27 protein-coding genes are annotated in these 23846 nt (G+C 52.7%); 16 read left to right on the top strand and 11 right to left on the bottom strand.

What is annotated here, in order from left to right:
- Positions 1-137: 137 nt before the first annotated feature.
- Positions 138-872, bottom strand: a complete 735-nt coding sequence (locus J8X26_RS18130) for a bifunctional 2-polyprenyl-6-hydroxyphenol methylase/3-demethylubiquinol 3-O-methyltransferase UbiG (RefSeq protein ID WP_165057901.1) — start codon at positions 870-872, stop codon at positions 138-140.
- Positions 873-958: 86 nt separating this feature from the next.
- Between J8X26_RS18130 and J8X26_RS18125 the strand changes: the two genes are divergently transcribed.
- From J8X26_RS18125 to J8X26_RS18110, 4 genes are all read left to right on the top strand, one after another.
- The gene (locus J8X26_RS18125) at positions 959-1474 is read left to right on the top strand and encodes a GNAT family N-acetyltransferase (RefSeq protein ID WP_208951548.1); all 516 of its coding nucleotides are present in this window, start codon (positions 959-961) and stop codon (positions 1472-1474) included.
- Entirely contained in the window at positions 1467-1754 is a 288-nt protein-coding gene (locus J8X26_RS18120) for a hypothetical protein (protein WP_152326950.1), read from the top strand. Before J8X26_RS18125 ends, J8X26_RS18120 begins: the two co-directional genes overlap by 8 nt.
- Before the next feature lie 455 nt (positions 1755-2209).
- Positions 2210-3319, top strand: coding sequence for a porin OmpC (gene ompC, locus J8X26_RS18115; protein WP_208951550.1), 1110 nt, complete (start codon positions 2210-2212; stop codon positions 3317-3319).
- 176 nt (positions 3320-3495) lie between these two features.
- Entirely contained in the window at positions 3496-3855 is a 360-nt protein-coding gene (locus J8X26_RS18110) for a bleomycin resistance protein (protein WP_208951547.1), read from the top strand.
- A gap of 59 nt (positions 3856-3914) precedes the next feature.
- Here J8X26_RS18110 and J8X26_RS18105 read toward each other — a convergent pair whose 3' ends face one another.
- Both J8X26_RS18105 and J8X26_RS18100 read right to left on the bottom strand, forming a co-directional pair.
- Positions 3915-4865, bottom strand: a complete 951-nt coding sequence (locus tag J8X26_RS18105) for a helix-turn-helix domain-containing GNAT family N-acetyltransferase (protein WP_208951546.1) — start codon at positions 4863-4865, stop codon at positions 3915-3917.
- A gap of 286 nt (positions 4866-5151) precedes the next feature.
- Positions 5152-6834, bottom strand: a complete 1683-nt coding sequence (locus J8X26_RS18100; RefSeq protein WP_152326953.1) for an aspartate:alanine antiporter — start codon at positions 6832-6834, stop codon at positions 5152-5154.
- A 328-nt stretch (positions 6835-7162) separates the two neighbouring features.
- Between J8X26_RS18100 and ybjM the strand changes: the two genes are divergently transcribed.
- Positions 7163-7537: an inner membrane protein YbjM gene (gene ybjM / locus J8X26_RS18095; RefSeq protein ID WP_152326954.1), complete on the top strand. Its 375-nt coding sequence runs from the start codon at positions 7163-7165 to the stop codon at positions 7535-7537.
- Positions 7538-7600: 63 nt separating this feature from the next.
- Here the strand turns inward: ybjM and J8X26_RS18090 are convergent, their stop codons facing one another.
- Complete coding sequence (locus J8X26_RS18090) at positions 7601-7867, bottom strand: GrxA family glutaredoxin (RefSeq protein WP_013575818.1); 267 nt, start codon at positions 7865-7867, stop codon at positions 7601-7603.
- Positions 7868-8153: 286 nt separating this feature from the next.
- Between J8X26_RS18090 and nfsA the strand changes: the two genes are divergently transcribed.
- The 11 genes from nfsA to J8X26_RS18035 all read left to right on the top strand — a co-directional run bounded on the left by nfsA (position 8154) and on the right by J8X26_RS18035 (position 19261).
- Positions 8154-8876, top strand: coding sequence for an oxygen-insensitive NADPH nitroreductase (gene nfsA, locus J8X26_RS18085; protein WP_208951545.1), 723 nt, complete (start codon positions 8154-8156; stop codon positions 8874-8876).
- An 18-nt stretch (positions 8877-8894) separates the two neighbouring features.
- Positions 8895-9797, top strand: a complete 903-nt coding sequence (gene rimK / locus J8X26_RS18080; protein ID WP_208951544.1) for a 30S ribosomal protein S6--L-glutamate ligase — start codon at positions 8895-8897, stop codon at positions 9795-9797.
- A 148-nt stretch (positions 9798-9945) separates the two neighbouring features.
- Positions 9946-10428: a YbjN domain-containing protein gene (locus J8X26_RS18075; protein WP_152326957.1), complete on the top strand. Its 483-nt coding sequence runs from the start codon at positions 9946-9948 to the stop codon at positions 10426-10428.
- 424 nt (positions 10429-10852) lie between these two features.
- The gene (gene potF, locus J8X26_RS18070) at positions 10853-11962 is read left to right on the top strand and encodes a spermidine/putrescine ABC transporter substrate-binding protein PotF (RefSeq protein WP_152326958.1); all 1110 of its coding nucleotides are present in this window, start codon (positions 10853-10855) and stop codon (positions 11960-11962) included.
- Between the two features lie 167 nt (positions 11963-12129).
- Positions 12130-13263, top strand: coding sequence for a putrescine ABC transporter ATP-binding subunit PotG (gene potG, locus J8X26_RS18065; protein WP_208951543.1), 1134 nt, complete (start codon positions 12130-12132; stop codon positions 13261-13263).
- Positions 13264-13273: 10 nt separating this feature from the next.
- Positions 13274-14227, top strand: a complete 954-nt coding sequence (potH, locus tag J8X26_RS18060) for a putrescine ABC transporter permease PotH (protein WP_152327191.1) — start codon at positions 13274-13276, stop codon at positions 14225-14227.
- The gene (potI, locus tag J8X26_RS18055) at positions 14224-15069 is read left to right on the top strand and encodes a putrescine ABC transporter permease PotI (protein WP_152326960.1); all 846 of its coding nucleotides are present in this window, start codon (positions 14224-14226) and stop codon (positions 15067-15069) included. The genes potH and potI overlap by 4 nt, the downstream gene beginning before the upstream one ends.
- Positions 15070-15133: 64 nt before the next feature.
- A complete protein-coding gene (locus J8X26_RS18050; RefSeq protein ID WP_152326961.1) occupies positions 15134-15580 on the top strand; it encodes a YbjO family protein in 447 nt (148 codons plus the stop codon).
- Positions 15581-15666: 86 nt separating this feature from the next.
- Positions 15667-16800 (top strand): 23S rRNA (uracil(747)-C(5))-methyltransferase RlmC, encoded by a 1134-nt coding sequence (rlmC, locus tag J8X26_RS18045; protein ID WP_208951542.1) that lies wholly within the window; start codon positions 15667-15669, stop codon positions 16798-16800.
- Positions 16801-17140: 340 nt separating this feature from the next.
- A complete protein-coding gene (locus J8X26_RS18040) occupies positions 17141-18436 on the top strand; it encodes an OprD family outer membrane porin (RefSeq protein ID WP_208951541.1) in 1296 nt (431 codons plus the stop codon).
- Between the two features lie 21 nt (positions 18437-18457).
- The gene (locus tag J8X26_RS18035; protein ID WP_208951540.1) at positions 18458-19261 is read left to right on the top strand and encodes a histidine phosphatase family protein; all 804 of its coding nucleotides are present in this window, start codon (positions 18458-18460) and stop codon (positions 19259-19261) included.
- Here J8X26_RS18035 and fliR read toward each other — a convergent pair.
- The 7 genes from fliR to fliL all read right to left on the bottom strand — a co-directional run bounded on the left by fliR (position 19258) and on the right by fliL (position 23647).
- On the bottom strand, positions 19258-20043 hold the full coding sequence (fliR, locus tag J8X26_RS18030; protein ID WP_152326965.1) for a flagellar biosynthetic protein FliR: 786 nt from the start codon (positions 20041-20043) through the stop codon (positions 19258-19260). The genes J8X26_RS18035 and fliR overlap by 4 nt on opposite strands.
- Positions 20044-20046: 3 nt before the next feature.
- Positions 20047-20316, bottom strand: coding sequence for a flagellar biosynthesis protein FliQ (fliQ, locus tag J8X26_RS18025; RefSeq protein ID WP_013575807.1), 270 nt, complete (start codon positions 20314-20316; stop codon positions 20047-20049).
- 163 nt (positions 20317-20479) lie between these two features.
- Positions 20480-21253, bottom strand: coding sequence for a flagellar type III secretion system pore protein FliP (gene fliP / locus J8X26_RS18020; protein ID WP_244370666.1), 774 nt, complete (start codon positions 21251-21253; stop codon positions 20480-20482).
- Positions 21254-21276: 23 nt separating this feature from the next.
- Positions 21277-21714, bottom strand: coding sequence for a flagellar biosynthetic protein FliO (fliO, locus tag J8X26_RS18015; RefSeq protein ID WP_195814649.1), 438 nt, complete (start codon positions 21712-21714; stop codon positions 21277-21279).
- On the bottom strand, positions 21714-22130 hold the full coding sequence (gene fliN, locus J8X26_RS18010; RefSeq protein ID WP_104922229.1) for a flagellar motor switch protein FliN: 417 nt from the start codon (positions 22128-22130) through the stop codon (positions 21714-21716). Before fliN ends, fliO begins: the two co-directional genes overlap by 1 nt.
- Entirely contained in the window at positions 22123-23139 is a 1017-nt protein-coding gene (gene fliM, locus J8X26_RS18005; RefSeq protein ID WP_152326967.1) for a flagellar motor switch protein FliM, read from the bottom strand. Before fliM ends, fliN begins: the two co-directional genes overlap by 8 nt.
- A gap of 7 nt (positions 23140-23146) precedes the next feature.
- The gene (gene fliL, locus J8X26_RS18000; protein ID WP_208951539.1) at positions 23147-23647 is read right to left on the bottom strand and encodes a flagellar basal body-associated protein FliL; all 501 of its coding nucleotides are present in this window, start codon (positions 23645-23647) and stop codon (positions 23147-23149) included.
- Positions 23648-23846: the final 199 nt, after the last annotated feature.

The raw sequence follows: 23846 nt of genomic DNA, 5'->3' as shown, positions 1-23846 counted from the left end.
GGCGAGGGCCAAGCTCTCTCCGCTTCATGCGATGGTAGCTAACCACCACATGCTTATTACATACAAGGCGGGAGGACGAGCCTCCCGGCGCAATTGCCTGACTGAAAAAATGAAAGAAAAAGTGTCTGAGAAGACGATTAGCGAGGTTTTTGGACGGACATCAGGAACAGCATCGGACGTTCAGCCTCTTCGGCCAGCGCGGGTTGTGCGGCAATTTGTTCCGCTGACGGACCCCACTCATTAAGCCCGCGGATAACGAAACCCGCATCAGTGAGCAGGCGGATGTAGGTCCCCAGCGTGCGGTGCTGCTTGACCACGCCTTCGGCAAACCAGTTTGTGACACGCTTGCCTTCATGCTGATAACCATCGACCGGCCAGGTTTTTTGCCCGCTTTCATTGATCATCCACGCGGGGCTTGAAGGCGCGGTATAGATCGGGTGCTCAGCTGAGAAGACAAAACTGCCGCCCGGTTTGAGCGCGTGAAACACCGTTTGCACAAGCGCGGGCAGGGCGTCGATGTAATGAAGCGTGAGCGAGCTGTATGCCAGTTCAAAAGCGGCTTCCGGCAGTGTCAGGCTTTCAAGATCCTGACGGGCATAATGAATCGCATCGTCGCAAGTCATCGACCGGGCTTTTTCCAGCATTTTCTCTGAAACGTCGAGCCCTGAAACTTCTGCGGCACCGGCATCACGTGCAGCACGGCAGAACCAGCCGTAGCCACACCCCAGATCGATGATGCGTGCGCCCTGCATATCAGGCAGCATGGCTTTGAGTGAAGGCCATTCCGGCGCTCCTTCCAGCCCGAACTGCGATCGCCCGAGTTGCGCGTAGCCTTCAAAAAAGGCCGGATCATCGTAAATATTTTGCGTCATTTGAATGACTCCTATAAAAATAATCTTAATTGCCAATCCACTTTGGCCTGAACATTGTAGTAAAAATCAGACAGGAGAGCAGCAAAATGGACATTCGTCAGGCCACGCTGGCCGACCAGCGCGAACTGCAAACGCTGGGCCGTGAGACCTATCGCCACTATTTTGGCGACCTGTGGCAAAATAGTGACGAGCTGGAACAGTTTCTGGCCGATGACTTCAGTAACGAAGAAATGGAAAACACGCTTGAGAGCCCGGATCACCGCTGGCTGGTGTTACAGGAACAGGGCGACGCGGTCGGTTTTGCAAAAGTGCATTTCAATCAGCCTCTTGAGGGCGCGGAAGGGCACGGGGCGAAGTTGTGTAAGCTGTATTTCAAACCCCAAAGCCGGGCACGCGGGCTGGGCGCGATGTTATTTGACGCCGTAGAAACCGCCGCCCGTGAAAACGGACAATCGTGCTTGTGGCTGACGGTTTTGCAAAGTAATCTCCCGGCTATCGGATTTTATCAGCGTCAGCGCATGCTTCAGGTCGCTGAGACGGCCTATGTGACGGCAACGCAAACCACTCCATTGTGGATCATGAAAAAGGATATCAATGATTAAATTACGTCTTGGCGGTCTGTTTATCACGCTCGAAGCCGGGGAAGATATTCCCTATGCGCCGGAGTTTTGTGAGCATTACACCTACCTTATTCATCCGGCGGAAGACGGTTTTGAAATATTGCGTTATGACGCGTATTCCGGCTGGCACAAACGTCCTGATCAGATATTTGAAGACGGGCATCAGGCATTTGTATTTGCCTATCAGGCGTATGAAAAAGAGTGGAATCAGACTGACGGACGTTTAGGCGGTAAGGATCAGCGCCTCGAACGAATTATGTAAATTCCCGCACGGAATGGATGTTCAAAAAGCCACCGCCCTGGTGGTTTTTTATTAACCTGAAAGTGAACCGTTTCGCTGGAATATACAAAACCTTACACAGAATATTTTTAATCTGCCGGCGAAATTTTCGCACTCACGTCGCCGGATGAGAATATTTTTACTACGATTCTGAATAGTTTCTGTAATTTACTATAATTTCACTTCGCTATTATCTTCACGTAATGGATTGTTTTTAAATGAATATATATCTGATTGATGCGTGGCATTTATATAAACGATTTCCAAACGAAACTTATTTCAAATATTTACAGGTTGCAACCAAAGTTCTCATCGTTTAATTTCACGCACGTCAATTCCGGGCCATAAGAAGGGAAAATATAACTTCACGGTAACCGGATAATAACACTTGCCGGATGGCATTTTAGACGGCTTATAAATAATCAAGGATATTGATGATGAAATTACGCGTACTTTCTCTGGTCATTCCCGCTCTGATGATGGCTGGCACTGCCGGCGCTGCTGAAATCTATAATAAAGACGGCAACAAACTCGACCTGTTCGGTAAAGTGGACGGTCTGCATTATTTCTCCAAAGATAACAGCACCGATGGCGACCAGTCTTATATGCGTCTGGGTTTCCGTGGCGAAACACAGATTAATAACGAACTGACCGGTTACGGCGAGTGGGAATATCAGGCAGCCCTGAACTCTGCTGAAAGCGCTGATAATAACAACTTCACCCGTGTAGGTTTTGCAGGTCTGAAATTTGGCCAGTGGGGTTCACTGGACTACGGCCGCAACTACGGCGTGATGTATGACGTGGCAGCCTGGACCGACGTTCTGCCAGAATTCGGCGGCGATACTTACGGCGCAGACAACTTCATGTTCCAGCGTGCAAACGGCGTGCTGACTTACCGTAACAAAGACTTCTTCGGCGCAGTCGAAGGTCTGGATGTCGCGGTTCAGTATCAGGGCAAAAACGGCAGCGCTACCGAATCTAACAACGGTCGTGACGTATTAGCTCAGAACGGCGACGGTTACGGCATGTCCCTGTCTTATGACCTGGGCGAAGGTTTCAGCGCAGCAGCCGCAATGATGGCTTCTGACCGTACCAACGAGCAGAACGGCCGCAACAACCCGGCAATCATTGGTAACGGCGACAAGGCGACCGCGTACAGCGGCGGCCTGAAATACGATGCCAACAATATCTACCTGGCGGCGATGTACACCCAAAGCTACAACGCAAACCGCTTCGGTAAAGCAGGCAGCACCGCTTACGGTTATGCCGACAAAGCGCAAAACTTCGAAGCCGTGGCACAGTACCAGTTCGATTTCGGTCTGCGTCCGTCTGTTGCCTACGTGCAGTCTCACGCACGTAATATCCCGGGTTACAGCAACCAGAACCTGACCAAATATGTCGATGTTGGCGCGCCTTACTTCTTCAACAAAAACATGCTGACCTACGTGGATTACAAAATTAATCTGATGGATGACACCCGCCTGACCCGCGATGCTGGCATCAATACCGACGACGTTGTGGCCGTAGGCCTGGTTTATCAGTTCTGATAAGCCGACGCTGCCCTGAAAGTTAAGGGCATTTGCGTCTCTCGTGTCTGAATCTCCCGCTGCAAGGCGGGAGATGACTTTCCTCACAAAATCTTATTCCCCGCACTTTCCCCTGTGTTTTCGTTCAGGCATTATTCCGGCACGTGAAGTTCGTATCCGACGACTGAGAGCCGCCAATGACTGATCACGCCACACCCAATCTTCCTTCCCGGGATTTCACAGAGACTCAAGGCTTTTACAGCAGCATAGGCTTTACTACCGGCTATATCGACGACAGCTGGCTCATCATGAGCCGCGGCGGTATTACGCTGGAATTCTTCCTGCACGTCGATCTCGACCCGCTCACCAGCTGGTTCAGCTGCTGCCTGCGCGTGGATGATGCCGATGCCATTTTTGATGAATTTATTGCTGCCGGAATAGGGCAGGACAGGAACACGCGGCCATGCGTTCATCTGCCTGAAATGCAGCCGTGGGGATTAAAAATGGGTGCGCTTATTGATATCGACGGAACGTTGTTGCGGGTGATTGAGAATTAGCGAAACGGGTAACGCCAATGTCACGCCACCGGAAATCACTGCGGCGGCGTGACACTTTGTCAGCCCGTGGTGCGGGTGAATTGTTGCTCCATGACGCGGCTTCCCCACTGGTCGCCATCCCATTCTTTCGTCAGGGTAAAACCAAACGATTCATACAAACGGCGCGCGGCATCCAGCCCGCTGAAAGTCCAGAGCTGAGTGGCTGAGAATTTTTGCTGATCGCAGAAATTTACCGCTTCGCTGAGCAGTTTTCTGCCAATACCGCCTCCCCGGCAGCCATCATCAAGAATAAACCAGCGCAAATGTGCTTCGTTATTGCCTAAATCCTGCCCGTCGATGGCGACAGAACCGACTATTTTTCCGTTCTGAACCGCGAGCCAGATTCGGTTGTTTTCATGACCGAGGCGACCGGTGAATTCCGCTAACCCCGCCGCCACTTTGCTTTCAAAAAAACTGCCAAAGTTGGCATGACGCGAATAGAAACGGGCGTGCATCTCTGAAATACGCCCGATCATACCCGGCTGATAACCGGAGCTGATGATCACAGGATTTTGCGGATTTGCCTGTGAACCGTCACGGCATGATTTCAGTGCGCGGGCGTAGGCAGAAATCCCTTCAGCGACGGCTTTCTGCTTTGCAGTATCAAGATGAGCCAGCGCATCTGCGACGCGCATTTTGCCATACGCATTAATCTTCACGACGCTGGCTTTGCCCTGTTCGGTAAGCTGAAGGTGCTTCACCCGCGCGTCATCCACAGAAACTACCTCGGTGAGTTCACCGGCCTTGATAAGTTTGCCGAGCATCCGGCTTACGCTCGACTTCTCCAGCCCCAGTTCATTCACCAGCTGCGCCGCCGTCACCGCGCCCAGCCTTTCAGTTTCAAGCAACGTATGCACCGCCGACGCGGAATATTCCGTAGCGGCAAGCGTCGGGTTCATAAACCCCAGTTCACGAACCATCAGCCGTGAAGCGGTACGGATGTTTTCTATAAGAAGTGTGTTATCGGTCATGATAAAAGGCTTTTGGTGATTTGGTTGTGTTATACAACCATTTTGGCGGGGAAGGTGTCAATGGGTTTACAAGGGGGGAACGGAGGTTTTACAAGCAGAAAAGAAAAAACCCGGCAATCTTGAACCTAAAAAGGCGGGATTGACGGGCTCTCCAAATTTGGGGACTTCAAAGAAAAGCAGTGGCACTAATTAAGACTTCGCTCCCCTTTAAAAGTTCGCGCAATGTGGCAAAAATATAAAAAAATTATTGATTTTTTTTTGCCACATTCGGGATCAACAACTTACGTCACGCTCCCGGCCAGATGATGACGATCAGTGTCCCCGCGAGTGTCAGTAATACGTTAGCAATGGCATAGGTTCCTGCATAACCCAGTGCCGGAATGTTGCTGCGGGCGGTGTCGCTGATGATTTCCATCGCCGGTGCGCAGGTTCGTGCGCCCATGATGGCGCCGAACAGTAATGCCCGGTTCATCCTCAGTACGTAGGCGCCGAAGATGAAGCAAATCACCACCGGCACAAGGCTGACAATCAGGCCGGACAGCAACATTTGTCCGCCGACGGCGCCAAGCCCGTTGTTGATCCCCGCACCAGCGCTGAGGCCGACACCAGCCATAAATACCATCAGACCGAACTCTTTGACCATATTCAGCGCACCCTGCGGAATGTAGCCGAAAGTAGGGTGGTTTGCGCGCAGAAAGCCGAGCATGATACCGGCGAACAGCAGGCCCGCGGCGTTACCAATCCCGAAGCTGAAGCTTTTGAACTGGAAGGTGATCAGCCCGATCATCAGGCCGACAATGAAGAAGGCGCAGAAGGCGAGTAAATCGGTGAGCTGGCTGTGAACGGAGATAAAGCCGATGCGCTCTGCCACGCTTTTCACACGACGCGCGTCGCCGCTGACCTGCAACACATCGCCTTTGTTGAGCACGATGCTGTCGTCGATCGGCATTTCAATCTGGCTGCGGATCACGCGGTTAAGGAAACAACCCTGATCGGTCAGATTGAGCTGGCTCAGACGTTTGCCGACGGCGTGATTGTTTTTCACCACCACTTCTTCCGTCACGATGCGCATATCGAGCAGGTCACGGTCGAAAACTTCTTTCCCGTTACGGAAACTCGGATCAAGGCGTGAGTGCGCGTCCGGATAGCCGACCAGCGAAATTTCATCGCCGACCTGCAACACGGCGTCACCGTCCGGCGTCGCGAGAATTCCATTACGGCGGATACGTTCGATATAACAACCCGTCTGGCGATAAATCCCCAGTTCACGCAGGTTTTTGCCATCAGCCCAGGCGACCAGTTCCTGCCCGACACGGTAGGCGCGGATCACCGGAAGATAAACTTTTCGCTTACTGTCTGTGTCCAGACCGCGTTCGCGGGCGATTTGCTGCGCACTGGTTGGCAGATCCTGATGTTGCAGTTTTGGTAAATAGCGTGCGCCGAAAATCAGGCTGACCAGCCCGATAAGATACGTCAGCGCGTAGCCGAGGCTCAGATTATCCAGCGCGGGGCTGAGCGTATTACTGCCCGCGAGGGTATTGCGCAGTGTGTCTCCCGCGCCCACCAGAACCGGCGTGGAGGTCATGGAACCGGCGAGCATACCGGCGGTGAGACCGATGTCCCACCCGAATGCCTTGCCAAGACCGAGCGCAAGAAGCATCGCGCTGCCGACCATGACCAGCGCCAGCATCAGATAATTTTTGCCATCCCGGAAGAAAATTGAAAAAAAGTTGGGTCCGGCTTCGACGCCCACGCAAAAAATAAACAGCATAAAACCGAGGTTGAGCGCTTCCGTATTAATGCTGAAATGTTGCTGGCCTAAAAGCAGGGAAACCACTAATACGCCAATAGAATTTCCGAGCTGAACGGAGCCCAGGCGAATTTTTCCCAGGCACAAGCCCAGTGCCAAAACCACAAATAATAACAGGATGTAATTCCCGTTTAACAAACTAGCGACGTTTATATTCACAAGGATAACTTATTGTTTACCAACAAATTCTTGATATAGGAGAATGTAAAGGATAAATTCAGATCCAGAAAATTCCTACTTTTTTAAACACCTTTGGTTTCTCAAATCGTGAATTAGAAAAGCAGGTTTCGGGCGTCATTTTAGTCATAGAACGTCTCTTCAGCCAGAGAAAAGCCCGTATAAATCAACTGAACGCTTTTTTTGTGTTTCGCGGGATTGCGGAACGCGTCAGGGAAGTGAGCCGGCAAGGCTCTGTCAGGTAAAAATGAACGCATTGCATGCAGTGCAGACGGCCTGTGAATCTCGCCAACTTTAAGGAGGAAGTCAGATGGCATTTTGGCGAAAGTTAATAGCCCCGCTATTTTGTTGCATTATTTTTATAGTTATTTTTATTTCGTTAAAAAATAGCTGGATAGTTGTTAGAGATATAACACCTGGTCCGGAATATGGTCTGTTATTATTTTTATTGCCGGGTTTGCTGACCGGGCTGATATATCGCGACTCGCCGATATTTTCATCTTTGATAGGTGCGCTGATTTCTGTGCCGGTTTGTACCGCGCTGCGTATGGTATTTTATCCGCGCGTGCGTCCGCTGGTGCAGGAAGTGGCTTACGCAACCAGCGCGATTTTCTGGTGTGTGCTGGGCGCGATGCTGATTCAGCTGCTCTTTACTGCGTATAAACAGTTCAGACAGCACCGGTAAACATTTTCCGATGCCATAAAAAAAGGCGCTCAATGAGCGCCTTTTTGCCGAGTTCAGAACCACTCAGTTGCTGAACAGAGCCAGATGTTCTTTGGCATAGGCTTCAAAATCAGTGCAGCCGCCGATGTGTTTCTGATCGAGGAAAATCTGTGGAACAGTTTCAACAGGTTTACCCACTGTTTTTTCCAGGTCAGCTTTGGTGATGCCTTCCGCATGGATATCGATGTAGCGGAAATTGAAATCATCACGTTCTTCAGTCAGTTTTTCAGCCAACTCTTTAGCACGTACACAATAAGGACAGCCAGGACGCCCGAAAATTACTGCAAACATGGAGACTCCTTTGTTAATACCAGCGAGATAAATGAAAAGGGAGTGACTATTTTTGTTATGCACGTCACCTTTTTGATGTCGCTACTATGCCTGTTGCAAGCCACAAAAAAAAGCAGGAATTACCTGTCGGTCTGATACCTTCTGCCTATCCAAATGATGAATCAGGGATTTTTTGGCTGCGCACATTGTTACAGCATTTGATGTCACAAGCCTTGCAAACAGGGCGCGCAGCATGAATGATTGCAACATCTGTTTTCGCTTTTTCATCCGTTCAGGAATTTTTTTAATGACGCTGACTATCGATCTTCTGCGCTCACACCGTTCCATCCGTTCTTTTACCGGACAGCCGGTATCCGATGAACAGCGTGAGGCGATCATTGCTGCCGCGCAATCTGCCTCAACTTCCAGCTTTTTGCAGTGTTCATCGATTATCCGCGTTACCGATCCGGCGCTGCGCGAAAAGTTGGTGCAGTACACCGGCGGGCAGAAATACGTGGCCAGCGCCGCTGAATTTTGGGTTTTCTGTGCCGATTTCAACCGCAACTTGCAGATTAACCCTGAGGCCGAACTGGGGCTGGCGGAACAATTGCTGCTCGGTTGCGTGGATACCGCGCTGATGGCGCAAAATGCCATGACCGCCGCCGAATCACTCGGGTTGGGCGGCGTATTTATCGGTGGGATCCGTAATCAGGTGGAAGACGTTGTCGCGCTGCTGAAATTACCGAAATTCGTGATGCCGTTGTTCGGTTTTTGTATCGGCACGCCTGCGCAGGATCATCAGGTCAAGCCGCGGATGCCGCAGTCCATGCTGGTTCACGAAAACAGCTATCAGCCGCTGGATAAAGAACTTCTGGCGCAATATGACGAAGAGCTCAGCGCGTATTATCTGCAACGCGACAGTAATGCCCGCCGCGATACCTGGAGCGCACTGATTATCCGTACCCTGAAAAAGGAACAGCGTCCGTTTATGCTGGACGCATTACATAAGCAAGGCTGGGCAACACGCTAATCGGCGATGGAGTGTCGGATGAAGATTGCAATTCTTTCCCGTGACGGGTCTTTATATTCGTGTAAACGGCTGCGGGAAGCCGCAGAGGCCCGGGGGCATGAGATCGACATCATTGATCCGCTCTCCTGCTATATGAACATCAATCCGGCCGCGCCGAGTGTGCATTATCGCGGGCGTCAGCTGGATAAATACCAGGCGGTGATCCCGCGTATTGGATCAGCCATTACGTTCTACGGCACCGCAGTATTGCGCCAGTTTGAAATGCTTGGGAGTTTTCCTCTCAATGAATCTGTGGCGATTACCCGGGCGCGCGATAAGTTGCGTTCGATGCAGATTCTGGCGCGCGAAGGCATAGATTTGCCGATCACCGGTTTTGCTAATGCGCCGGACGATACGTCAGATCTCATCGCGCTGGTCGGCGGTGCGCCGCTGGTGGTCAAGCTGGTCGAAGGCACGCAGGGCATCGGCGTGGTGCTGGCTGAAACCCGTCAGGCGGCGGAAAGCGTGATTGACGCCTTCCGCGGGCTGAATGCGCACATTCTGGTTCAGGAATATATCCGCGAAGCTGAAGGGCGCGACATCCGTTGTCTGGTGGTGGGTAAACGCGTGGTGGCGGCGATTGAACGTCAGGCCAAACCGGGCGATTTCCGTTCCAATCTTCATCGCGGCGGAACCGCGACCAACGTCAAAATCTCGCCGGAAGAGAAAGAAATTGCGGTGAAAGCGGCGCTGACGCTGGGGCTCGACGTTGCCGGTGTCGATATTTTGCGTGCGCACCGGGGGCCGCTGGTGATGGAAGTTAACGCATCGCCGGGGCTGGAAGGCATCGAAACCACAACCGGCCTGGATATTGCGGGCATGATGATTGATTACATTGAACAGCGGGCGAAGCCGGGATTCAGGCTTAAATCTGGCGGTTAAATCTTAATTACCGGCGCTAATGTGCATCAAAAGGCCTTTGGTCGTAGCGCTGACCGGTAATATTCCGTAAGCTATGACCCCCTTCGTAACGCTGCGGGTGTTGCGAAGGCGTGGTTATTCTCGTTGTTTTGAACTTGTGAGGCATTCTATGGATTCGCTCATCGTCCCTGATTTGGCGCTGCTGCGGCGCTGGCTGGATCAGCTGGGCATTTCTTTTTTCGAGTGTGATTCCTGTCAGGCTCTCCATTTGCCGCATATGCAGAATTTTGATGGCATTTTTGATGCCAAACTCGATATCGTGGACAACGTAATTTTGTTCTCCGCGCTGGCCGAAGTGAAACCCACGGCGCTGATCCCGCTGGTTGCTGATTTAAGCTCGATTAACGCCAGCTCGCTGACCATCAAGGCCTTTGTCGATATTCAGGATGACAATTTGCCGAAACTGATTGTTTGCCAGTCGCTGACGATCGCCGTGGGCGTGACCGAAGAGCAATTCGCTTTCTTCCTGCAACAGGCGGAAGAGCAGATGTCGATGATTATTCTTGAAGCCCACGCCAACGATTTACTGTTCCTTGGCGACGATGAAGAAGGCACACCGGCCGTTTCCGTGAATCTGCCTTTGTTGCATTAAACCCCGTTAGTTATTTTTCTCCCTCTGAAGATCCTTTCCTGCGAGCCGTGTTTATTGCGGCTCCGCTGCCTTTATTCGCTTTCGCCATAAGTTATGCTGCGTTTGTGCCGGTGTTGCCAGATATTTCACTTTGTTAAAAGCCAAAATGCCAGACGGTATAGACCAAATCTGCATAAATAATCGATAAACGCCGGTTTTGTCTCAGGAGGCTGGTACACGGGGGTTGCAGGCGCTATGCTTCTGACTCTGCACCACGCGTGATTACGTCGTAAAACCAAACGGTTAATTCGCAGGCAGCGTATGCGTCAGCGTTGAATGCCTATGCAAGTTTAATGGGTGAGCGTTGGCATTGTGTGAAAGGTTTTGTATCAGTCTGAGTGATACAAATTCAATTTATATTCCCCTGTCTTGGAGGTAGTAACGGATGTTCACCCTGCGTAAAAAGTGGTTATCGGGTGTTGTCGCCGGTCTGGTTATGGCCGCGTCCGTCACAGCGTCTGCGGAAGAGAAAACGCTGCATATCTACAACTGGTCCGATTATATCGCGCCAAACACCGTGCCTGATTTCCAGAAAGAAACCGGCATCAAAGTGGTTTACGACGTGTTTGATTCCAACGAAGTGCTGGAAGGCAAACTGATGGCAGGGAGCACCGGTTTCGATCTGGTCGTGCCGTCGGCCAGTTTCCTTGAACGCCAGCTGGCGGCGGGCGTTTTCCAGCCGCTGGATAAGAGCAAACTGCCAAACTATAAAAACCTCGACCCTGATTTGCTCAAAATGGTCGCGCAGCATGATCCGGGCAACAAATACGCAATTCCTTATCTGTGGGCGACTACCGGTATCGGCTATAACGTCGATAAAGTGAAAGCCGTGCTGGGTAAAGATGCGCCGGTAAACAGCTGGGATCTGGTGCTCAAACCTGAAAACTTAGAGAAACTGAAAAGCTGCGGCGTTTCGTTCCTCGACGCACCGGCTGAAATTTACGCCACTGTGCTGAACTACCTGCATCTGGATCCGAACAGTACTAAAGCGTCGGATTACACCGGTGCGGCGAATGATCTGCTGCTGAAACTGCGTCCGAACATTCGTTATTTCCACTCTTCCCAGTACATCAACGATCTGGCTAACGGCGACATTTGTGTGGCGATCGGCTGGGCGGGCGATGTGATGCAGGCGTCTAACCGCGCGAAAGAAGCGAAAAACGGCGTGAACGTGGCGTACAGCATTCCGAAAGAGGGCGCGCTGGCATTCTTCGACGTCTTCGCCATTCCGGCCGATGCTAAAAACCTCGACGAAGCCTATCAGTTCCTCAACTACCTGATGGAACCGAAAGTGATCGCGCAAATCAGTAACACCGTTTACTACGCGAGCGGCAACAAAGCGGCTACGCCACTGGTGAATGAAGATGTGCGCAACAACCCGGGCATTTATCCACCGGCAGATGTGCAGGCCAAACTCTTCAGCCTGAAAGTACAGGATCCGAAAATTGACCGCGTTATCACCCGTTCGTGGACTAAAGTAAAAACCGGAAAATAGTACCCGTTTTAGAAAAGGTCAGGAAGACTACAGCGGCTCCGCACAACCCTGCGGGGCCGCTGGCATTTTGTTCCAGGCCACTTTTGGGCATAGAAATCAGGCACTTTTCCCCCTGACTGTTATGCTTATTTGATACAGCTTTATTTTGATACCGGAGATTCCTCTGAGTGAACGACGCCATTCCACGCCCTCAGCCTAAGACCCAGAAAGGTTTCACGCCTTTGCTGGAGATCCGCAATTTAACCAAGTCTTTTGACGGTCAGGCCGCCGTGGATGATGTCAGCCTGACCATCTATAAAGGGGAGATTTTCGCACTGCTCGGCGCGTCCGGTTGTGGTAAATCGACACTGTTGCGCATGCTGGCCGGTTTTGAACAGCCCACGCAGGGACAGATTGTGCTTGATGGCGTGGACCTCTCGCAGGTGCCGCCGTATCAGCGGCCGATCAACATGATGTTCCAGTCCTACGCGCTGTTCCCGCACATGACGGTTGAACAAAACATCGCGTTCGGACTTAAGCAGGACAAATTACCGTCGGCAGAGATCAAAAGCCGCGTGGCAGAAATGCTGACGCTGGTTCACATGCAGGAATTCGCCAAACGTAAGCCACATCAGCTTTCCGGCGGTCAGCGTCAGCGCGTTGCCTTAGCCCGCAGTCTGGCGAAACGGCCAAAATTATTGCTGCTCGACGAACCGATGGGCGCGCTGGATAAAAAACTGCGTGACCGTATGCAACTCGAGGTGGTCGATATTCTCGAGCGCGTTGGTGCGACCTGCGTGATGGTGACGCACGATCAGGAAGAAGCCATGACTATGGCGGGGCGTATCGCCATCATGAACCGCGGCAAGTTTGTGCAAATCGGTGAACCGGAAGAAATCTACGAGCATCCGACCAGCCGTTTCAGTGCCGAATTTATCGGCTCGGTGAACGTGTTTGAAGGCGTGCTGAAAGAACGTCTGGATGAGGCTTTAGTGCTCACGTCGCCGGGGCTTTTGCATCCGCTGAAAGTGGATCCGGATGTCTCGGTGGTGGACGGCGTACCGGTGTTTGTCGCGCTGCGTCCGGAAAAAATCATGCTCTGCGAAGACGTGCCGGAAGACGGCTGCAACTTTGCGGTGGGCGAAGTCGTGAACATCGCGTATCTGGGCGACCTGTCGATTTACCACGTTAAACTGCACAGCGGTCAGATGATTACGGCGCAATTGCAAAACGGACACCGTTTCCGCAAGGGCATGCCGACCTGGGGCGACGAAGTGCGTCTGTGCTGGCAAGCCGACAGCTGCGTCGTGCTGACAGTTTAAGGGGACGATGATGTCTTTGATTTCTGAAGTGACCACCGCGAAACCTCCGGGCGGATTCAAAGCCCTGACCGGACGTCTGCAACAACGTCATGGCCGCAAGCTGGTGATTTTATTGCCGCTGGTGTGGTTCCTGCTGCTCTTTTTACTGCCGTTCCTGATTGTTTTTAAAATCAGTTTCGCCGAGATGGCGCGCGCCATTCCGCCGTATACCGATCTGGTCACCTGGTCAGACGGCATGCTGGATATTGCGCTCAATATCGGTAACTACATCGGGCTCACGCAAGATCCGCTTTATATTGATGCCTATCTGCAATCGCTGGAAGTGGCCGCCATTTCCACGATTCTGTGCCTGCTCATCGGTTATCCGCTGGCGTGGGCCGTGGCGCACAGCAGCAAATCCATGCGTAACATTTTGCTGTTACTGGTGATCCTGCCGTCGTGGACGTCATTCCTGATCCGCGTTTACGCCTGGATTGGCATTCTCAAAGACAACGGTGTACTGAACAACGTGCTGCTGTGGCTGCACGTCATCGACCAGCCGCTGGTGATTTTGCACACCAATCTGGCGGTGTATATCGGGATTGTTTATTCGTATCTGCCGTTTATGATCCTGCCGATTTACACCGCGCTGACCCGCATGGATTATTCGCTGGTGGAAGCGGCGTCCGATCTGGGTGCCCGGCCGATGAAAACTTTCTTCAAAGTGATTATGCCGCTGACCAAAGGTGGGATTATTGCCGGCTCCATGCTGGTCTTTATTCCGGCGGTCGGCGAGTACGTGATCCCTGAACTGCTCGGTGGCCCGGACAGCAACATGATCGGGCGCGTGTTGTGGCAGGAATTCTTCAATAACCGCGACTGGCCGGTGGCCTCTGCGGTGGCGGTGGTGATGCTGTTACTGCTGATCATGCCGATCCTGTGGTTCCAGAAATACCAAAATAAAGAGCTGGGAGAAAAAGAATGAATCAGTTACCGGTTGTCCGTTCGCCGTGGCGAATTCTTATTCTCGTGCTCGGCTTTACGTTTTTGTATGCGCCGATGCTGATGCTGGTTATTTATTCGTTTAACAGCTCTAAGCTTGTTACGGTCTGGGCGGGCTGGTCTACCCGCTGGTATACTCAGCTTTTCCACGATTCTGCGATGATTAGCGCGGTGGGAATGAGCCTGACGATTGCCACGGCGGCGGCCACAATGGCTGTGATTGTCGGTACGCTGGCTGCGGTCGTGATGGTGCGATTCCAGCGTTTTCGTGGCTCGACGGGTTTTGCGTTTATGCTGACGGCACCACTGGTTATGCCCGATGTGATCACGGGTCTGGCGCTGCTGTTGCTGTTTGTGGCGATGGGGCACGCTTTTGGCTGGCCGGCTGAGCGTGGCATGTTTACGATCTGGCTGGCGCATGTGACGTTTTGTAGTGCGTATGTGGCGGTGGTGGTGTCGGCGAGATTGCGGGAACTGGATCGTTCCATCGAAGAAGCCGCGATGGATTTAGGCGCGGCGCCCGTGAAAGTCTTCTTCATTATTACACTGCCGATGATCCTGCCAGCGCTAATTTCCGGCTGGCTGCTGGCGTTTACGCTGTCGCTCGACGATCTGGTTATCGCCAGCTTTGTCGCCGGGCCGGGCGCAACGACTTTGCCAATGCTGGTCTTCGCCAGTGTGAGAATGGGCGTTAACCCGGAAATCAACGCACTGGCAACGCTCATCCTGCTGGTGGTGGGCATCATTGGCATGATTGCCTGGTGGTTTATGTCCAGAGCTGAGAAACAGCGGATCAAGGATATCCAGCGCGCACAGCGTAGCTGAATATAAGATAATTTCAGGGCGGATATTTCCGCCCTGAACGTAAATGGAGATCCCAAACGGATTTATGAAACTGGCATTTATCCCTGTTCCCGTCATGATTGCAGCCTCGGCGATTGTTGCCACGCGCTGCCTTGAGTTTATTTTGCTGTTTGACGCCATGGGTTTTTCAGGGCTGATGAGCTTTATCGAAGTCAGCGCAGAGTCGTGGCTGAACTGTTTTATCCTGCTGGCGAGCCTGCTGATTGTGCTGATTGAATGCCGTGCAGCGTACGCGATGATGCGTGCGCGGATTTGGGGGCGCCGGGCGTTTATTGGCTGCCAGGTGATTGTCGTCGGTTACATGCTGCTGGCGTCTTTCGAATGGTTCGGACCGCGTATTTTTCGTTTTGATGTCGACACCCAGGGCGAGTTTCTCACCGCGCTGCTGGTGCAAAAAATCCCCGATATTGTGGTTCTGCTCCTGCTTTTCGTGCCAGCCAGCAGCCGTCGCTACTTTGCGAAACGTAAATAGCACCTGCAGCAGGTGAGCCTTTCAGGCCGTGTGGTGATACACTGCGCGCCAGATTTTTCTCCGTATTCGATGACCGGAATTCTTTCATGCACTGCGCACTTTATACCGCCGGAACCTGCCGCTCATGTCAGTGGCTCGACACGCCTTATTCGCAACAGTTAGCCGACAAACAGCAGGATTTACACTCTCTGCTGGAAGGTGTGCCGGTCGGAGAATGGCGCGAACCGGTGACCGGGCGGAAAAGTGCTTTTCGAAATAAAGCGAAAATGGTGGTCAGCGGCAGCGTGGAGCGCCCGTTGCTTGGCATGGTGCACCGCGACGGCACGCCGGTAGATTTATGCGAATGCCCGCTGTATCCCGCCAGTTTCCCTGCTGTATTTTCAGTGCTTAAAACCTTTATCGCCCGCGCAGGACTGACGCCGTACAACGTAGCGCGTAAGCGTGGCGAGCTGAAATTCCTGTTGCTGACCGAAAGCCAGAAAGGCGGCGGTATGATGCTGCGTTTTGTTCTGCGTTCAGAGGCCAAACTGGCCCAGCTGCGCGCCGCGCTGCCGTGGTTGCAACAGCAGTTGCCACAGCTGACCGTGATTTCGGCCAACATCCAGCCGGTGCATATGGCGATCCTCGAAGGTGACACCGAAATCCCGCTGACGGACGTGCAACGTCTTGAAGAAGAATTTAACCATGTGCCGCTGTTTATCCGTCCGCAGAGCTTCTTCCAGACCAATCCGCAGGTTGCTGAACGGCTTTACGCCACCGCGCGTGACTGGGTACATGAGCGCGGCAATATTGCCAGTATGTGGGATCTGTTCTGTGGTGTCGGCGGTTTTGGCCTGCATTGCGCCACGCCAGACATGCAACTGACCGGCATTGAAATCAGCGCGGAAGCCATCGCCTGCGCCAGAGAATCAGCCCGCCGTCTGGGGCTGAAAAACGTCGAATTCCAGGCGCTGGATTCCACCGGTTTTGCGACCGGAAAAGGCGACGTCCCGGATCTGGTTCTGGTGAATCCGCCACGGCGTGGCATCGGCAAAACGCTGTGTGATTACCTGAGCCAGATGGCGCCGGACACCATTTTGTATTCCAGCTGTAATGCGCAGACGATGGCAAAGGATCTGGCTTTATTGCCGGGCTACGCCATTGCGCGCGTCCAGATTTTCGATATGTTCCCGCATACCGCGCATTATGAAGTGATGGCGATGCTGACGCGGGAAATATAAGAGTATTAATAAGCTGATGTTATTACGTTTCCCTATTATAGATTTCTCCTAAAAGAAACGGCAAAGAGATCAGCTGTTAATTTCCCCGCCTGTTAAGAAAAAGCTTATATTGCGCGAAATAAATTTGATTCGCTTCACAGAATTTCCTTTTAATCCTTAAATCCATCCTGCGGCACTGTTTTTTATTCTCAAACCGGTTATGTTTATTCCCGGATTGTTACTGCATAGGCAGGCAAAACCTGAACTGAAATTTCCCGTTCCCCGGGAGATATCGGCTCAGGTTTTTTTTTGCCTTTTATAAATGCACCCTGAAAAACATTGGCCTGATGGAACATTCGCTATGGAAAAGCACGCTCTGGCACTGATAACCGGTATTCTTTGTTCACCTTCGCTGGCCTTTGCCGGTATAGATGACCTTGCGGAAACTGGTTTTATAAAAAACAGTTCCCTCGATTTAGGAACACACAATATATGGAAATATCTTGATGAAGGTGAAACAGATAAACGTAATGTCCACTCCGCATGGGGGCAGGGGCTGGCACTGGATTATAAGTCAGGCTATTTAGCTGACGCTATTGGTGTCGATGCCTCTTATTATGGCGTGATTAAACTGGCGGCTGCCGATAATTTCGCGTCAAGAGGGATTTTGTATGATGACGATGGTCAGGCCAAAGGCTTTAATAAACTGGGACAGTTTTTCGGTAAAGCGAAATTCTCGCAGTCAGGCGTCGAAGGCAATCTGTATGGCGGCTGGAAACTCATCAAACTGGGTGTGCTGACCACCTCAATGCGCGCCGCGCCCAATACGTATAATGGCTGGAGCGGCGACCTGACTTATGACGCCTACCGCCTGCGGCTGGCGTATCTGACCAAATCGCTGAACCGTGATTCGCCGGATAAAGTGAATTTCATGACCAGCGACGGCCATGCGATTGACACGATTTACACCGGCGATGTTCAGTTCAAAACAGATAACCTGACGGCGCTTTATTTCTACGGTGAGAGTGAAGACTATTTGCGCAGAAACGGGCTGGAGCTGAATCTGAAACAAAACAAATCGTTGTCCTACGGCGTGCAGATTTATATGACGCAGGCGCTGGATAAATGGGACAGCATGGCGAATAACAAAAAGGACTTCGATCATCGCGCCAATCATTATGCCGTGGACATGACCTGGAAATATAACGACTGGACAACCAAAGGCGGGCTGGCTTATACCGACGCGAATAAAGAAGGCGGGATCGGCATGTATCCCCGTCATATGAGTAAAAACTCGCGCGGTACGTTTAATTCGATGACCACGGCCGGGCTGGATTATATGCGCGACGAGGAAAAAGTATTGTCGCTGGATGTGGGTTACCACATCACGCCGGAATTAGTCCTGGGCATCAATACGCATTACGGCTTCTTTGATTTCCAGGGACAGCCGGTGAAAGAGGGAGAATTTAACGTCTACACGTTGTGGAAACCGGCGTCAAAAAAACTCAAGGATTTATCTGTTTTCGCTATGATCGGACCCGGCAGAACCTATGAACATAAAGGGACTTCACCGATTGTCGATCATCATGGAAATATCAAAAGCGCCGACAGTTTTGCGGCGGAGTTTCGTCTGGATTACAAATTCAACATATTTTAATCAACACATTAAAAGGACATTATGATGAAAAAAACGCTCTGGAAAACACTGATCTTATTTTTAGTCTTCGGTTTCATCAATGCGCAGGCCGCGCCGGTACCTGCGTCTTCGGCACAGGCGACGGCGGAGAAAGACGTCGTCACGTTTTACATCACGCGTCACGGCAAAACCTTATTTAACACCGCGCACCGTGCGCAGGGCTGGTCTGATACGCCGCTCACGGCAGCCGGTGTTTCCGTGGCAGAAGATCTCGGGCGTGGCCTGAAAGGCATTCCGTTTACCGCCGCCTATTCCAGTGACTCCGGCCGCGCACGTCAGACGGCAAAAATCGCGCTGACCTTCGCCGGGCAGACGTTACCGGTGACGGAAGATGAGCGTCTGCGCGAAACGTTTTTCGGCCCTTATGAAGGTGAGCTTGACGCTGTCATGTGGGCACCCGTGGCAAAGAAACTGGGTTTTGCAGACCTCAGTTCTGTAACGCAGGCGCTCTCAAAAGGGCAGATTACTCTCGAAACCATGATGAATACGCTGGCCGCCGTTGACCCTACGCATACCACAGAAAACGCCACGCAGGTAAAAACCCGTATGCAGGCCGCGCTGCATGATATCGCGCAGAAAACCCTTGCCGAAGGCGGCGGTAACGTCCTGATTGTGTCGCACGGCATGGCCATCATGGCAATGCTGCAAGGTATGACGCCCGAAGAAAACCTGCGCGCACCTTTGCAAAACGCCAGCGTTACGGTGGTCACGTACAAAGACAGCAAATTCACCGTCGGCAAAGTCGGGGATATGCAGTTTGTGGAGAAAGGGACGCGACAAAATTAATCCGCTGCAAACTGATTCATGATCAACACCAGTTTATCCAGGATTTCACTGAACAGATGCTCGCTGAAAGGAGCGAGCATAGGCATCATCAGGCCGATGGCCAGAATGCCAATACTGAGGGTTAACGGGAAACCAATAACAAATACGGAAAGCTGCGGTGTGACGCGGTTTAACAGGCCGAGCGCCATGTTGAGCGTGAGCAGCAGGGTTACAATCGGCAATGCCAGCATCAGGCCACCGCTGAAAATAATGCTGCCTGCTTTCGCCACGGCCATAAAACCTTCGGCGTTGACCGGATTCGGGCTGATGGGAAGTGTGTGAAAACTGTCGGCGAGCAGGGAAATCAGCCAGAGATGAGCGTTGAAACTCAGGAAAAGCAGGACGGCCAGCAGGTTCAGAAATTGCGCAAGAAGCGGGGTATTCAGGCGGTTGCTGGGATCGTAAAACGTCGCAAAAGAAATCCCCATTTGCAGCCCCATGATTTCACCGGCCATCCTGATAGCGGCAAACGCCAGCTGCATCGTGATGCCCAGCGCGGTGCCGATCATGATTTGCTGCATCGCCAGCCACAGCGCAGGCGTGGAAAATATCGGCGTATCGACAGGCGGCAGTGAAGGCGCAATCAGAAACGTGATCATCATGCCCAGACCGAGTTTTACGCGGTTCGGGACGGATTTCTCGCTGGTAATCGGCGCGGTGCTGATCAGAGCCAGAATCCTCAGCAGCGGCCAGAAATACATGCTGAGCCATCCGGCAAGTTGCGTGCTGTCGAAGGAAACCATGGGTTAACCGATGATGTAAGGCAGGTTGGTAAACAGCGTACGCATGTAATCGAGCAGCAGATTCAGCATCCACGGACCGGCGATTACGATAGTCGCGACAACGGCCAGAATTTTAGGAATGAAGGACAGCGTTTGTTCGTTGATCTGCGTCGCCGCCTGCAACAGGCTGACGATAAGCCCGGTGACCAGCGCCGCGAGCAACAGCGGTGCGGCAACGGCCAAAGCCACTTTCATCGCCTCATTGCCTAATGCCATTACCGATTCAGGAGTCATAAGATTCTCGTAAAATGCGAACATGCTTGGGCTAGCTCACTTGCCATTTTGTCCTCCGGCAGTGCTCGCGCTCCTCACGTACTTATGTACGCTGTGGGTGCTCCGCGCTGGCGGCGAACAAACTGGCTGCGACGCTGACGCCCATTAAGTTTGGCGTTTTGAATTAACTGTAAAAACTCTGCGCCAGTGAGCCGAGCAGCAACTGCCAGCCATCGACCAGCACGAACAGCATCAGCTTGAACGGCAGTGAGATGGTGGCGGGTGGCACCATCATCATCCCCAGCGCCATCAGCACGCTGGCGACGACCAGGTCGATAATCATGAACGGAATAAACACGGTGAAGCCAATCTGGAATGCCGTTTTCAGTTCGCTGGTGACATAAGCGGGCAGAAGAATACGCATCGGCACTGCTTCGGGGCCAGCCAGAGGCGGGATGTTTGCCAGACGGGCATACAACGCGAGGTCGCTTTCACGGGTCTGACGCAGCATGAACTGGCGCAGCGGCTGAGCGCCTTTGTCCATGGCATCCTGCATGGTGATTTTGTTTTCGGTAAACGGCTGATAGGCATCGCTGTAGATTTTGTCGAAAACCGGCGCCATCACGAAAAAGGTCAGGAACAGCCCGAGACCCAGCAGAACCTGGTTTGGCGGCGCGGACGGCGTACCCAGCGCATTTCGCAGCAGGCCGAGCACGATAATAATGCGGGTAAAACTGGTACACATCAGCAACATGGCGGGCAGCAGCGTCAGCGTGGTGATGAACACCAGCGTCTGAATTGGCAGCGACCAGTTCTGGGCACCATTGGACATCTGCTGGCTGATAATACCGGGCAACTGTGCGAACGCCGCCGGGCTAATAAAGAGCAGCAGCGGCAGGCACAGGCGGACGACCAGGCGAACAGGGCGCTGACGGGCAGCGGTAAAGGCGGATTTCATCAATTGGTTCACGGCGGACTGGGTCATGCCTGCTTTCCCGGACGTTTCAACATTTTCTGCATCAGCTGACGGAAATCCGCAGGCTGACTGTCTGTAGTGCCTGAATCCGGCGTTTGGACTTCCGGCGGCGCGCTCAGCGTGTGCAGCGGGGTGATGTTTTGCGCGGTCACGCCCAGCACCAGCCAGGTATTATCCACTTCCACGATCACCACTTTTTCGCTGCGGCCAACCTGAACACTGGCCGTCACTTTCAGCAGTTTGTTATTTTTTGACTGCGGCGCGAATCCGGTACGTTTGGCCACCCAGCCGATGCACAGGATCAGCAGCAGAATGCCGCCGAGCACCGTACTGACCTGTGTCAGCACAGAACTGGCGGGCAATGCCTGGGCTGAAGTCTGCGTCGTTGCGTGAGTCTGAGCCCCCTGAACGTACGGAGAATCCGTGGCCGCAGTCTGGCTCATCAGCGGCTCAACCGGCGCATACGCTCGGACGGCGTGATGATGTCGGTGATGCGTACGCCGTATTTGTCGGCGACAACCACCACTTCACCCTGAGCAATCAGATAACCGTTGATGAGAATATCCAGCGGCTCACCGGCCAGGCCATCGAGTGCGACAACGGAACCCTGCGACAGGCGCAGCAGTTCTTTGATGGTCATTTTGGTACGGCCTAATTCAACGGTCAGTTTCACCGGAATATCGAGGATCATGTCGATATCCTGCAAACTGCCCGCTCCGTCCTGGGCACCCAGCGCGGCGAAAACACCCTCGGTTGACGCTTTGGCGCTGCCCGCAGATTGTTGTTCGTTAAACGCATCAGCCCATAAATCGTCAACGTTATCCGATCCGGCGTCAGACGGTTTATTGGTGTCACTCATGGGGCTGTTCCTCATCTAGAGAATTTAAAATTGGGTTGATCAAATGTTCAACGCGCAGGGCGTATTGTTCGTTTATGGTGCCGTACTGGCTGGTCAGCACCGGAACGCCGTCGACGTGTGCAATCAGACGATCCGGTTTTTCAATCGGCAGAACATCACCCGGTTGCAGTTTCAGGATCTGAGACAGGCGCAGCGGGATTTCAACGAAATTTGCCACCAGCTCCAGTTCAGATTGCTGAACCTGATGCACCAGGTTTTCACGCCACTGACTTTCTTCATGACGCGAGTTTTCGACCGGCGGATTGGTCAGCAACTCACGTAACGGTTCAATCATGCTGAACGGAATACAGATGTTGAAATCACCGCTCAGCGCACCGATTTCCACGTGGAACGGCGTGGTGACCACGATATCGTTCGGGGAAGAGGTGATGTTGGTGAACTTGATCTGCAATTCAGCACGGACATATTCCACGCTCAGCTTGTAAACGCCACTCCACGCATCTTCGTAGGCGTCTAGCGCCAGCGTCAGCATGCGTTTGATGACGCGCTGTTCGGTATGAGTAAATTCGCGGCCTTCCACTTTCGTCGGGAAGCGGCCATCACCGCCAAACAGGTTATCCACCGCGATGAAGACCAGACTTGGCGCGAACACAAACAGCGCCGTGCCGCGTAAGGGCTTCAGGTGGATCAGGTTCAGGTTGGTCGGCACCGGCAGGTTGCGGGCGAAGTCATGATAAGGCTGGATTTTGATCGGCCCGACCGTGATATCCGGGCTGCGACGCAAGAGGTTAAACAGCCCCATACGGAAGTGACGGGCAAAACGCTCGTTAATGATTTCCAGCGCCTGCAACCGCTCACGCACAACGCGACGTTGCGTCGTGGGGTCAAAAGGTTTTACACCGTCGTCCGACGCTTTAGCTTGTGCCGCGCTTGCCGACTCGGCTGCGCTGTCACTGTCGCCATTAAGCAGTGCGTCGATCTCGGCCTGTGAAAGAATGCTGTCGCCCATAATTTGTTTATCGCAGTATGAAAGCAGTGAAAAGCACGTCGTTGATCACCTGAGGTGGCTGACCTTTGACCAGTGGCGCGTCCAGAACCTGTTTGATGTCCTGCACCAGTTGTTGTTTACCGGTTTCGCTGACGAGATCCGCCGTCTTCTGGCGGGACAGGAGCAGCAGCAGACGGCTGCGAACTTCAGGCAGGTATTCATTCAGAATAGCCCGATTCTGTTCATCGGGCAGACGCAGGGTCAGGCCGATGTACAGCACGCGGTCAGGATCGTTATCCGGCGTTTGCAGGTTAACGGTAAAGGTATCCAGTGCCAGGAAGATCGGCGCCGCAGGTGGCTCGCTCTTCTTCACTTCAGCCGCGCTACCGTTCGCAGGCTGCTGTTTGTGCATCATCCACCAGGCGTAACCGGCCGCACCACAGGCTCCAAAGGTAATGAGTAACAGCAGAATCATCATTAACGGCCGCTTTTTTTTCTTACGCGACGCCGTGAGAGCAGAGTCAGACATGGATGGGGCGATTTCCTGTAAGTATGAGCAGACTGGCGTGAGGAGCACCGGACTGCTGAGTCAATTCTGAGAATGATTATCCCGCTTATCCTGTTGTTCAATAGTCAGAATAGGCGGGATAAATAAGGTCAGCTCTGCCGTTTGAATTAAGGGAGAACTGACCGGCTGCAATTATCTGAAACAATTTTGCGAGGTTTTA

The organism is Rahnella sp. ChDrAdgB13, assembly GCF_017655185.1.
GTDB classification, from domain to species: domain Bacteria; phylum Pseudomonadota; class Gammaproteobacteria; order Enterobacterales; family Enterobacteriaceae; genus Rahnella; species Rahnella contaminans.
The sequence above is the reverse complement of the archived record's forward strand: the minus strand, read 5'-3'. Positions and strand labels throughout refer to the sequence as shown.

Excerpts from the sequence above, each read along its gene's own strand:
- J8X26_RS18130 (WP_165057901.1), bottom strand. The coding sequence starts at position 872 with ATGACGCAAAATATTTACGATGATCCGGCCTTTTTTGAAGGCTACGCG.
- J8X26_RS18125 (WP_208951548.1), top strand. The coding sequence starts at position 959 with ATGGACATTCGTCAGGCCACGCTGGCCGACCAGCGCGAACTGCAAACG.
- J8X26_RS18120 (WP_152326950.1), top strand. The coding sequence starts at position 1,467 with ATGATTAAATTACGTCTTGGCGGTCTGTTTATCACGCTCGAAGCCGGG.
- ompC (WP_208951550.1), top strand. The coding sequence starts at position 2,210 with ATGAAATTACGCGTACTTTCTCTGGTCATTCCCGCTCTGATGATGGCT.
- J8X26_RS18110 (WP_208951547.1), top strand. The coding sequence starts at position 3,496 with ATGACTGATCACGCCACACCCAATCTTCCTTCCCGGGATTTCACAGAG.
- J8X26_RS18105 (WP_208951546.1), bottom strand. The coding sequence starts at position 4,865 with ATGACCGATAACACACTTCTTATAGAAAACATCCGTACCGCTTCACGG.
- ybjM (WP_152326954.1), top strand. The coding sequence starts at position 7,163 with ATGGCATTTTGGCGAAAGTTAATAGCCCCGCTATTTTGTTGCATTATT.
- J8X26_RS18090 (WP_013575818.1), bottom strand. The coding sequence starts at position 7,867 with ATGTTTGCAGTAATTTTCGGGCGTCCTGGCTGTCCTTATTGTGTACGT.
- nfsA (WP_208951545.1), top strand. The coding sequence starts at position 8,154 with ATGACGCTGACTATCGATCTTCTGCGCTCACACCGTTCCATCCGTTCT.
- rimK (WP_208951544.1), top strand. The coding sequence starts at position 8,895 with ATGAAGATTGCAATTCTTTCCCGTGACGGGTCTTTATATTCGTGTAAA.
- J8X26_RS18075 (WP_152326957.1), top strand. The coding sequence starts at position 9,946 with ATGGATTCGCTCATCGTCCCTGATTTGGCGCTGCTGCGGCGCTGGCTG.
- potF (WP_152326958.1), top strand. The coding sequence starts at position 10,853 with ATGTTCACCCTGCGTAAAAAGTGGTTATCGGGTGTTGTCGCCGGTCTG.
- potH (WP_152327191.1), top strand. The coding sequence starts at position 13,274 with ATGTCTTTGATTTCTGAAGTGACCACCGCGAAACCTCCGGGCGGATTC.
- potI (WP_152326960.1), top strand. The coding sequence starts at position 14,224 with ATGAATCAGTTACCGGTTGTCCGTTCGCCGTGGCGAATTCTTATTCTC.
- J8X26_RS18050 (WP_152326961.1), top strand. The coding sequence starts at position 15,134 with ATGAAACTGGCATTTATCCCTGTTCCCGTCATGATTGCAGCCTCGGCG.
- rlmC (WP_208951542.1), top strand. The coding sequence starts at position 15,667 with ATGCACTGCGCACTTTATACCGCCGGAACCTGCCGCTCATGTCAGTGG.
- J8X26_RS18040 (WP_208951541.1), top strand. The coding sequence starts at position 17,141 with ATGGAAAAGCACGCTCTGGCACTGATAACCGGTATTCTTTGTTCACCT.
- J8X26_RS18035 (WP_208951540.1), top strand. The coding sequence starts at position 18,458 with ATGATGAAAAAAACGCTCTGGAAAACACTGATCTTATTTTTAGTCTTC.
- fliR (WP_152326965.1), bottom strand. The coding sequence starts at position 20,043 with ATGGTTTCCTTCGACAGCACGCAACTTGCCGGATGGCTCAGCATGTAT.
- fliQ (WP_013575807.1), bottom strand. The coding sequence starts at position 20,316 with ATGACTCCTGAATCGGTAATGGCATTAGGCAATGAGGCGATGAAAGTG.
- fliP (WP_244370666.1), bottom strand. The coding sequence starts at position 21,253 with ATGAAATCCGCCTTTACCGCTGCCCGTCAGCGCCCTGTTCGCCTGGTC.
- fliO (WP_195814649.1), bottom strand. The coding sequence starts at position 21,714 with ATGAGCCAGACTGCGGCCACGGATTCTCCGTACGTTCAGGGGGCTCAG.
- fliN (WP_104922229.1), bottom strand. The coding sequence starts at position 22,130 with ATGAGTGACACCAATAAACCGTCTGACGCCGGATCGGATAACGTTGAC.
- fliM (WP_152326967.1), bottom strand. The coding sequence starts at position 23,139 with ATGGGCGACAGCATTCTTTCACAGGCCGAGATCGACGCACTGCTTAAT.
- fliL (WP_208951539.1), bottom strand. The coding sequence starts at position 23,647 with ATGTCTGACTCTGCTCTCACGGCGTCGCGTAAGAAAAAAAAGCGGCCG.